10 protein-coding genes are annotated in these 8,468 nt (G+C 73.2%); 2 read left to right on the forward strand and 8 right to left on the reverse strand.

From position 1 onward, the window contains the following. Window positions 1–82 precede the first annotated feature (82 nt). The 4 genes from amrb99_RS44905 to amrb99_RS44920 all read right to left on the reverse strand — a co-directional run bounded on the left by amrb99_RS44905 (window position 83) and on the right by amrb99_RS44920 (window position 1,907). Window positions 83–445, reverse strand: coding sequence for a CrcB family protein (locus amrb99_RS44905; RefSeq protein ID WP_190868192.1), 363 nt, complete (start codon window positions 443–445; stop codon window positions 83–85). Then, a complete protein-coding gene (locus amrb99_RS44910; protein WP_190868193.1) occupies window positions 442–792 on the reverse strand; it encodes a DUF190 domain-containing protein in 351 nt (116 codons plus the stop codon). The genes amrb99_RS44905 and amrb99_RS44910 overlap by 4 nt, the downstream gene beginning before the upstream one ends. Next, entirely contained in the window at window positions 789–1,274 is a 486-nt protein-coding gene (locus amrb99_RS44915; protein WP_347257132.1) for a CrcB family protein, read from the reverse strand. The genes amrb99_RS44910 and amrb99_RS44915 overlap by 4 nt, the downstream gene beginning before the upstream one ends. Before the next feature lie 132 nt (window positions 1,275–1,406). Continuing rightward, window positions 1,407–1,907: an SRPBCC family protein gene (locus amrb99_RS44920; RefSeq protein ID WP_190868194.1), complete on the reverse strand. Its 501-nt coding sequence runs from the start codon at window positions 1,905–1,907 to the stop codon at window positions 1,407–1,409. Window positions 1,908–2,099: 192 nt separating this feature from the next. Between amrb99_RS44920 and amrb99_RS44925 the strand changes: the two genes are divergently transcribed. Continuing rightward, a complete protein-coding gene (locus amrb99_RS44925; protein ID WP_190868195.1) occupies window positions 2,100–2,915 on the forward strand; it encodes a SigB/SigF/SigG family RNA polymerase sigma factor in 816 nt (271 codons plus the stop codon). A 6-nt stretch (window positions 2,916–2,921) separates the two neighbouring features. Here the strand turns inward: amrb99_RS44925 and amrb99_RS44930 are convergent, their stop codons facing one another. Then, entirely contained in the window at window positions 2,922–3,788 is an 867-nt protein-coding gene (locus amrb99_RS44930; protein WP_190868196.1) for a serine protease, read from the reverse strand. Window positions 3,789–3,907: 119 nt separating this feature from the next. Between amrb99_RS44930 and amrb99_RS44935 the strand changes: the two genes are divergently transcribed. Continuing rightward, on the forward strand, window positions 3,908–4,897 hold the full coding sequence (locus amrb99_RS44935; RefSeq protein WP_190868198.1) for a Gfo/Idh/MocA family oxidoreductase: 990 nt from the start codon (window positions 3,908–3,910) through the stop codon (window positions 4,895–4,897). Here amrb99_RS44935 and glpK read toward each other — a convergent pair. The 3 genes from glpK to amrb99_RS44950 all read right to left on the reverse strand — a co-directional run. Beyond that, a complete protein-coding gene (gene glpK / locus amrb99_RS44940) occupies window positions 4,873–6,390 on the reverse strand; it encodes a glycerol kinase GlpK (protein WP_190868200.1) in 1,518 nt (505 codons plus the stop codon). The two genes, amrb99_RS44935 and glpK, sit on opposite strands and share 25 nt — an antisense overlap. Window positions 6,391–6,472: 82 nt before the next feature. Then, complete coding sequence (locus amrb99_RS44945) at window positions 6,473–7,324, reverse strand: MIP/aquaporin family protein (RefSeq protein ID WP_241756529.1); 852 nt, start codon at window positions 7,322–7,324, stop codon at window positions 6,473–6,475. Between the two features lie 92 nt (window positions 7,325–7,416). After that, the coding region (locus tag amrb99_RS44950) for a thiamine pyrophosphate-dependent enzyme (RefSeq protein ID WP_190868202.1) at window positions 7,417–8,468 on the reverse strand (1,052 nt) is incomplete at its 5' end.

An 8,468-nucleotide genomic window follows, 5' to 3' on the forward strand; every position in this document is an offset into this window, starting at 1 on the left:
TTCTGCCAGGTCCCTTGGTCAGCGAGCCTGGGCCGCGCCATGTTTCCGCCGCGGCCTGCGCGCTTGCGCGCGGGACGGGCCGTCAGCCCGTGAACGCCTGCGCGAGCGCCATCCCGCAGTAGGCGGCGCCGAGCCCGCCGGCGACGCTCGCGCCCGCGTTGAGGACCGCGTAGAAGCGCGCGCCGTCCTCGGCCAGCCGGAGCGTCTCGTAACCGAACGTCGAGTACGTCGTCAGCGCGCCGCAGAAACCCGTCGCGGCGAACGCCATCGGGCCCCCGGACACGGGCAGCGCCGCCAGGAACCCCAGCAGCGCCGACCCCGCCACGTTGACGGTGAACGTCCCCCACGGGAACACCGAGTCGTGGCGCGCCTGCACGGCCCGGTCGGTGAGGTACCGCAGCGGCGCGCCGAGCGCCGCGCCCAGCGCGACGAGCAGGACCGTCACGCCTCCCCCTCCGTGCCGCGGCCCGTGTAGCGGATCACCTCGACCGGGTCGATGATCACCAGGCCCTCCTCCACCAACTCGTCCAGCTCCGGCAGGAAGGCGCGGATCTTCCGCTCGGCGTCCACGATCACGATCACCATCGGCAGGTCCTCCGACAGCGACAGGATGCGGGACGTGTGGATGCGGCTGGACGCGCCGAACCCCTCGCATCCGCGCAGCACGCTCGCGCCGGCGAGCCCGGCCCGGTGGGCACGGTGCACGATCTCGGTGTACAGCGGCCGGTGGTTCCACCGGTCGCTCTCCCCGACGAACACGGTCAGGCGCAGTGCCGGACCCTGGATTCTCATGACCGCTCCCTGGGACGCGCGCGGACGGCGAGGCGGGTCAGCCGGACGCCCGCGAACACCGCGGCGAGCGCGGCGGCGAGCGTTCCCCCGAGGTACAGCAGTCCCACCCCGGGCGCCCCGGCCGACAGCGCCTTCTGGAAGTCGACGATGTGGGTGGAGAAGGTGGTGTAGCCGCCGAGCACCCCGACGCCGAGGAACGGCCGCACGAGCCGGTGCACGCGCCACGTCTCGGTGATCAGCACCATCAGCGCCCCGATCAGCAGGCAGCCCGACACGTTGATCAGGAACACCGGCCACGGGAACTCTCCCGGCCGGTACGGCATCGCCTCGGTCAGCCCGTACCGGGCGAGCGCCCCGAGGATCCCTCCCGCGGCGATGGCGCCGAGCGTCGCCCACGGGGCGCGGCGCAGCTCGAACCGCTGGCGCGGCACGCTGAGGTCGACGTCGGGGTCCACGGGACGTCCCGTCACGGCATCGGGCACGGCACACTCCTACCAGCGGAAACATCGGTCACCGGTAGGGACCGTTGGCGGATCGCACCGCGGTTCTCCCCCGTGGCGGGGACGGCGGGCCCCACCGCCGTGGCGCCGCTCTCCCGAGGGCGCGCGCCCAGTCTACCGATCACCGGGACCGCGCCGGAGCGGCCCCGCCCGGTCAGGACCCGGACGGCCGGCCTCGCCGCGCCGCCCGCCCGTCCGCCCGCCCCGCGACTCCACGAACGTCTTGAAGCGCCGCAGGTCGGCCTTCACGCGGCGGTGCAGCGCCCCGGCCCTGTCGCCGGTCTTCTCCACGAACCCCTGGGGCGCGAACTCCATCTGCGCGGTGACGCGGGTGGTGTCGCCGTCGAGGCGGCGGAACGTCACCACGCCCGCGTGCGCCGGGCCCTCCGTCGACGTCCACGCGACGCGCTCGTCCGGCACCTGCTCGGTGATCCTCGCCTCGAAGCGCCGGGTGACGCCGGCGACCCGGACGGTCCAGTGCAGCGTGGTGTCGTCCACCCGCCGGATCTCCTCGACGCCCTCCATGAACCGCGGGAACTCCTCGAACCGCGCCCACTGGTCGTAGGCGACGCGGATCGGGACGGTGACGTTGACCGACTCGGTGATCGTGCTCACGGGGCTCCCCTTCGTCCGTCACCCGCCCCGCTACCCGCACCGCCCCCGTCTACACGGTGCCTTCCGCCTGCGCGCGGTGGGCTTCCGCACAGCGGCGGGCGCGGTGTGAGCGGCGCTTCCCCGGGTACAGGAGGCGCAGCGATCAGCGTCCCCGCCCATCGCCGGCACCTCTGCGAAGGAGACCAGACCCCCATGACGTCGGCGCGTCCGTCCAGCTCCCCGCGTTCCGACGACCCGCTCCCCCGTTTCGGGGACGGCGAGGCCGAACTCCTCCTGGCGGAGATGAGACGCCTGCCGGAGGACGATCCGCGGCGCGACCGGCTGCGGACGCGGATCGTGGAGATGCACGGGCCGCTCGTCCGGGGGATCGCGCGAAGGTACGCCAACCGGGGCGAGCCGCTGGACGACCTGCAGCAGGTCGCGTTCCTGGGGCTGGTCAAGGCCATCAACCGGTTCGACCCCGAGGTGGGCGACCGGTTCGTCACCTACGCCTACCCGGTCGTGACCGGCGAGGTGAAGCGGCACTTCCGGGACAAGACGTGGGGCGTGCGGGTGTCGCGGCGCATCCAGGAGCTCCGGCCGGTGCTGCAGAGCACCGTCCAGAGGTTCACCCGCGAGCACGGCCGCTCGCCCACGACCCGGGAGATCGCCGCGGTCATGGAGATCACCGAGGAGGAGACGGTCGAGGTGATCATCGCCTGCGACGCGTACCGGCCGCTGTCGCTGGAGGCGCCGGCGGACGGCGGCGCCGAGGGCGACGCGGCGACGGTCGGCGAGCGCCTCGGCTCCGACGACCCCGCCCTGGAGAACCTCATCGACGGCGACGCGCTGCGGCCGCTGATCGACGAGCTGCCCGAACGCGAGCGCACGATCCTGCTGCTGCGGTTCTTCGGCAACAAGACGCAGACGCAGATCGCCGAGCAGGTCGGGCTGTCGCAGATGCACGTTTCGCGGCTGCTGCGGGCGACCCTGGAGCGGCTGCGCGGCGGGCTGCTCGCGGAGGGCTGACCCGGGTCAGGGCCGCGGCAGCGCGCAGGACCCGCCCAGCGCCACGTCGTTGCCCTCGCCGAGGCACCGTGCCAGCGGGTAGGTCTGCTGGGCGTAGTGGGTGCCCTGCCGGACGGTGACGTTCCCCTTGCGGTCCACCTCGCACGGGTTGTTCAGCGTGCAGCGCTCGCCGTCGTCGTTGCCGGTGTTGTTGATCGCGACGACGTGGTGGGTGTTCGCGTCGATGACGGGCGAGCCGGAGGTGCCGTGGACCGTCCGGCACTGCGGCGTGTACCGGATGGAGTCCTTCCACGTCCATCCGGCCTCCCGCAGCCGGTAGACGGTCGCGTCGGTCTTGCACGCGTAGCTGGTCTGCCAGTAGCCCGACACGACCCGGATCTCGGTGCCGTCGTGGGGAGGGGCGGTCGAGAGCCGGAGCGCCGGGACGCCGTACCGCTTGCGGATGGTCCCGTAGCTCTCGTCCAGCCGGTACACGGTGACGTCGGTGTCGGTCATGGTCGAGTACTCGACCCTGGTCGCCCGCAGCGTGCCGAGGCTCGAGCGGCCCGTCCGGTCGAGCAGCGTGAACGCCCGGGCGGACGGCCGGTCGACGATGACCTGCCCGGGCTCCGGCATCCCGCCTTCCAGGCAGTGGCCGTTGGTCAGGACCAGGGTCGCGTCGGAGTCGCGCGAGCGCGGCCCGCGCACCAGGGAGCCCGAGCAGTTGCTGAGCGCGACGATCCCGGTGAAGTCGGCCTCCCCGTGCCCGCGGGCGGCGGGGCCGGCGGGGGCGGCGGTCGGGGCGGCGCTCGCCGGGGCGGCCAGGGCCGCGGCGCCGGCGGCGCCCGCGAGGGCGATCGACGCGGTGACGGCTCCAGCGGATGGCCGGTTCATGCGGGGTCCTCTCGGGCGGACCGGCACGCACGGTGACCGGCCGGTGACGACGCTGTCCCGGCGGATGCTAGATCAACATCACCGCCGGTGGAAGGACCGCCACCCCGTACGATCGGCTCATGACCGACTCACCGCTGCGCTGGGGCATCCTCGGGACGGGCGGCATCGCCTCGGTGTTCACCGAGGACGTGCGGCGCCTCCCCGGCCACGAGGTCGCCGCCGTGGGCTCGCGCTCGCACGGCACCGCCGCCGCGTTCGCCGAACGGTACGGCGTCCCCCGGGCGCACGGCTCCTACGCCGAACTCGCCGCCGACGACGGCGTCGACGTCGTGTACGTCGCCACGCCCCACCCCCTGCACTACGAACCCGCGTGCCAGTGCATAGAGGCGGGGCGGGCCGTGCTGGTGGAGAAGCCGTTCACCACCGGCGCCGCCGACGCCGAGAAGCTCGCGGCGCTCGCCCGCGAGCGCGGCGTGTTCGCGATGGAGGCGATGTGGACCCGGTTCAACCCGCTCGTCCGGCGGCTGCGCGACCTCGTCGCCGGCGGCGCGATCGGTGACGTGACGGCCGTGTACGCCGACTTCTCCATCACCCGGACCTACGACCCGGAGCACCGGCTGTGGTCGCCCGAACTGGGCGGCGGCGCGCTGCTGGACCTCGGCTGCTACCCGCTGTCGTTCACCTGGCCGCTGCTCGGCCCGCCCGCGTCCGTGCAGGCCACCGCGTCGCCCGCGCCGACCGGCGTGGACGCCAACACGGGCGTCCTGCTCGGCTACGCGTCCGGCGCGGTGGCGCTGCTGCACTGCGGGCTGCTCGGCGACTCGCCGCACACCGCCACCGTCATCGGGACGCGCGGCCGCGTCGACGTCGCGTCCCCGTTCTACCGGCCCGCGTCGATGACGGTCGTGCGGACCGGCGGCGACCCCGAGGTCCTCACCGCGGACATCGAGGGGCACGGCTACACCTACCAGGCGGAGGAGGTGGCGCGCTGCCTGCGCGCCGGCCTCACCGAGTCGCCGCTGATGCCGCTGGACGAGACCGTCGCGATCCTGCGGACGATCGACGAGATCACCGCCCAGTTCGGTCAGTCGACCTCCACCCAGCCGTAGGTCCGCTCGACGGCCTTCTTCCAGCCGGCGTAGCCCTTCTCGCGCTGCTCGTCGTCCCAGGTGGGCAGCCAGCGCTTGTCCTCGTTCCAGTTCTGGCGCAGCTCGTCGGTGGTGTTCCAGAAGCCGACGGCGAGGCCGGCGGCGTAGGCGGCGCCGAGGGCGGTGGTCTCGGCGACGACCGGGCGCGACACCGGGACGCCGAGGATGTCGGCCTGCATCTGCATGCACAGCTCGTTCGCCGTCACGCCGCCGTCCACCTTGAGCACGTCCAGCGAGACGCCGGAGTCCTCGCGCATCGCCTCGACGACGTCCTTGGACTGGTAGCAGATCGATTCGAGGGTGGCGCGGGCCAGGTGGGCGTTGGTGTTGAAGCGCGAGAGCCCGACGATGGCGCCGCGCGCGTCCGACCGCCAGTACGGGGCGAACAGGCCGGAGAACGCGGGGACGAAGTACACGCCGCCGTTGTCCTCGACCTGCCGGGCCAGGTTCTCGCTCTGCGCGGCGCCGGAGATGATGCCGAGCTGGTCGCGCAGCCACTGCACCGCCGACCCGGTGACCGCGATCGAGCCCTCCAGCGCGTACACCACCGGGTGGTCGCCGAACTTGTAGCAGACCGTCGTGAGCATCCCGGCCTTGGAGCGGACGAGTTCCTCACCGGTGTTGAGCAGCAGGAAGTTGCCGGTGCCGTAGGTGTTCTTGGCCTCGCCGGGCGAGAAGCACACCTGGCCGACCGTCGCGGCCTGCTGGTCGCCGAGGATGCCGGTCAGCGGCACCTCCCCGCCGAGCGGGCCGTCCGGGCGCGTCACGCCGTACGGGTCGGGTGCCGACGACGGCCTGATCTCCGGCAGCATCGCGCGCGGGATGCCGAAGAACGAGAGCAGCTCCTCGTCCCAGTCGAGGGTCTCCAGGTCCATCAGCATGGTGCGGCTGGCGTTGGTGACGTCGGTGACGTGCACGCCGCCGTCCGTCCCGCCGGTCAGGTTCCACAGCACCCAGGTGTCCATGTTGCCGAAGACAGCCTCGCCCTTCTCCGCGGCCTCCCGGACCCCGTCGACGTTCTCCATGATCCACTGGACCTTGCCGGCGGAGAAGTACGTCGCGGGCGGCAGCCCGGCGCGGTGCCGGATCGTCTTGCCGCGGCCGTCGCGTTCCAGCGCGGAGGCGATGCGGTCGGTGCGGGTGTCCTGCCAGACGATCGCGTTGTAGTACGGGCGGCCGGTGCGGCGGTTCCACACCAGCGTCGTCTCGCGCTGGTTGGTGATGCCGAATGCGGCGAGGTCGTCGTGGTGCAGGTTCGCCTTGTTCAGCGTCGTCTGGACGGCCGCGCGGGTGCGCTCCCAGATCTCGGTCGGGTTGTGCTCGACCCAGCCGGCCCGCGGCAGGATCTGCTCGTGCTCGAGCTGGTGGCGGGCGACCTCGTTGCCGCCGTGATCGAAGATCATGAAACGGGTGCTGGTCGTGCCCTGGTCGAGGGCGCCGACGAAGTCGGCCATGCGGCTCTGCCTTTCTGCGCGGGACGTTCGGGGCGGGGACGTGCGGGCGGGGACGTCGAGGGCGGGAAACGGGCGGCGCCCGTCACTCCTCGACGTCGTACTCGGGCCTCGGCTCGGTGCCCCCGGGGCCTTCCTCGGGGATGTTGCGGCCGATGAGCAGGATGTACAGGCCGGCGCCCAGGATGCCCCCGATGACCGGCGCGACGAGGGGCACCCAGAAGTAGAAGTGCCCGAACTGATCTCGCCAGGCGGTGTCGTAGCCGGTGATGTACTGCGCGAGGCGCGGCCCGAAGTCGCGCGCCGGGTTGATCGCGTATCCGGCGGCCGAGCCGAACGCCATGCCGATCGCGACCACGACGAGCCCGATGATGAGCGGCGCCATGTTCGCCAGCGGAGGCGAGTTGCGCGCGTCGGTCAGCGTCAGCACCAGGAACAGCAGGATCGCGGTGCCGATGATCTGGTCGCGGAACGCGCCCCAGGTGTGGATCGGCAGGGTCCCGTTGCCCGGCAGGGTGGAGAACACGAACTGCGTCTTGACGGTGTGCCCGGGATCGAACTTGGCGAGGATCTCGCTGTAGTTCCACCGGACGATGAGCGCCGCGATGAACGCGCCGAGCATCTGGGCGAAGATGAACGGGATGACCTTCCGCCACGGGAAGCCCTTGAAGACCGCGAGCGCGATCGTCACCGCCGGGTTGATGTGGCCGCCGCTGAGGCGCGCCGACACGTAGACGCCGAGCGTCACGCCCCATCCCCACGCCCAGGTGATGGCGTCGTGGCCGCCGAGGCTCTGCGGGGCGCCGAGCCCGCTGGCCGCGACGGCCTGCGCGACGACGCCCACCCCGAACAGGATGAGGATCAGGGTCCCCGCGAACTCCGCGGACATCTCGACGGCGAGGTCCGGGAGTCTTCGTCCTCGCGGGAGTGCGGCCATCTCTCCTCCTCGGGGATGTGACACTGGGTCAGTGGATGATCACTTTCCGCGTTCCTTCCCCGGCGATCGCCCGCTACACGAACCGGCGCGGGTCAGTGTCCCCGGAAGGCCTCCTCCAGCCACCAGGACGGCCGCCCCCGCGTGATCTTCGCGTGCACCAGCATCGGCCGGTCGCGGGGCCCTTCCAGCCAGCGCGCCACCGCGCCGAGGTCGGCGGGCCGCCGGACGGTGGCCGCCGCGCAGCCGTAGCCGCGGCCGATGGCGGCCAGGTCGGCGGGCGGGAACGTGACGGTGCCGAGCGGATGGCCGGACGGCCCGAAATGGTGGACCTCCGCGCCGTAGGCCTCGTCGTCGTACACCACCACCAGCAGGCCGAGGCCGAGCCGGACGGCCGTCTCCAGCTCGGCGGCGGCCATCAGCGCGCCGCCGTCGCCGAGCGCGGCGACGGTGAGCCGGCCGGGGCGGGCCACCGCCGCGCCGATCGCGGTGGCCAGGCCCAGCCCGATCGACTGGAACGCCTGCGTGAACACCAGCCCGTCGGCGTCCGGGACGTCCAGGAACATCGCCGGGTAGCCCATGAAGTTGCCGGAGTCGACGGCGACGGTGCGCTCGCGCGGCAGCATCCCGTCCAGCGCGATCGTCAGCGTGCGCGGGTCGATGCGCGGGCCGCCGTCCGGGTGCCGGTCGTGCTCCTTGTCCTCCTCGTAGGGGACGTCCTGCCAGCGGCCCTCGCGGGCGAGGCGCTCGGCGACGTCCGCGGTGCGGTACCCGGTGGCGGAGTGCCCGCGCGCCTCCAGCTCCGCGTCGGCGGCCCGCGCGGTCTCCGCGACGTCGCCGATGAGGCCGAGGTCGACCCGGTGGTGCGCGCCGAGCGCCCGGGCGTCCACGTCGACCTGGACGACCGCGGCCGTGCGGCCGACGAGGGCGCCGTGCCGGGTCGTCCACATGTTCAGCGAGCAGCCCCACGCGACGAGCAGGTCGGCGCCGGCGATGAGCTCGGCCGCCGCGGGCGTCGCGAACCCGCCGCTGACGTCCAGGCCGAACGGGTCGCCGGCGAACAGCCCCCGCGCGACGGCGGAGGTGGCGACCAGCGCGCCGCACCGGGCGGCGAGCGCGGCGAGCTCCCGGCCGGCGCCCGCGAGCA

This window comes from Actinomadura sp. RB99 (assembly GCF_014706005.1).
GTDB lineage: Bacteria > Actinomycetota > Actinomycetes > Streptosporangiales > Streptosporangiaceae > Spirillospora.

Bases quoted from the DNA above. Each gene is read 5' to 3' on its own strand.
- amrb99_RS44910 (WP_190868193.1), bottom strand. From the start codon at position 792: ATGAGAATCCAGGGTCCGGCACTGCGCCTGACCGTGTTCGTCGGGGAG.
- amrb99_RS44925 (WP_190868195.1), top strand. From the start codon at position 2,100: ATGACGTCGGCGCGTCCGTCCAGCTCCCCGCGTTCCGACGACCCGCTC.
- amrb99_RS44930 (WP_190868196.1), bottom strand. From the start codon at position 3,788: ATGAACCGGCCATCCGCTGGAGCCGTCACCGCGTCGATCGCCCTCGCG.
- amrb99_RS44935 (WP_190868198.1), top strand. From the start codon at position 3,908: ATGACCGACTCACCGCTGCGCTGGGGCATCCTCGGGACGGGCGGCATC.
- glpK (WP_190868200.1), bottom strand. From the start codon at position 6,390: ATGGCCGACTTCGTCGGCGCCCTCGACCAGGGCACGACCAGCACCCGT.
- amrb99_RS44945 (WP_241756529.1), bottom strand. From the start codon at position 7,324: ATGGCCGCACTCCCGCGAGGACGAAGACTCCCGGACCTCGCCGTCGAG.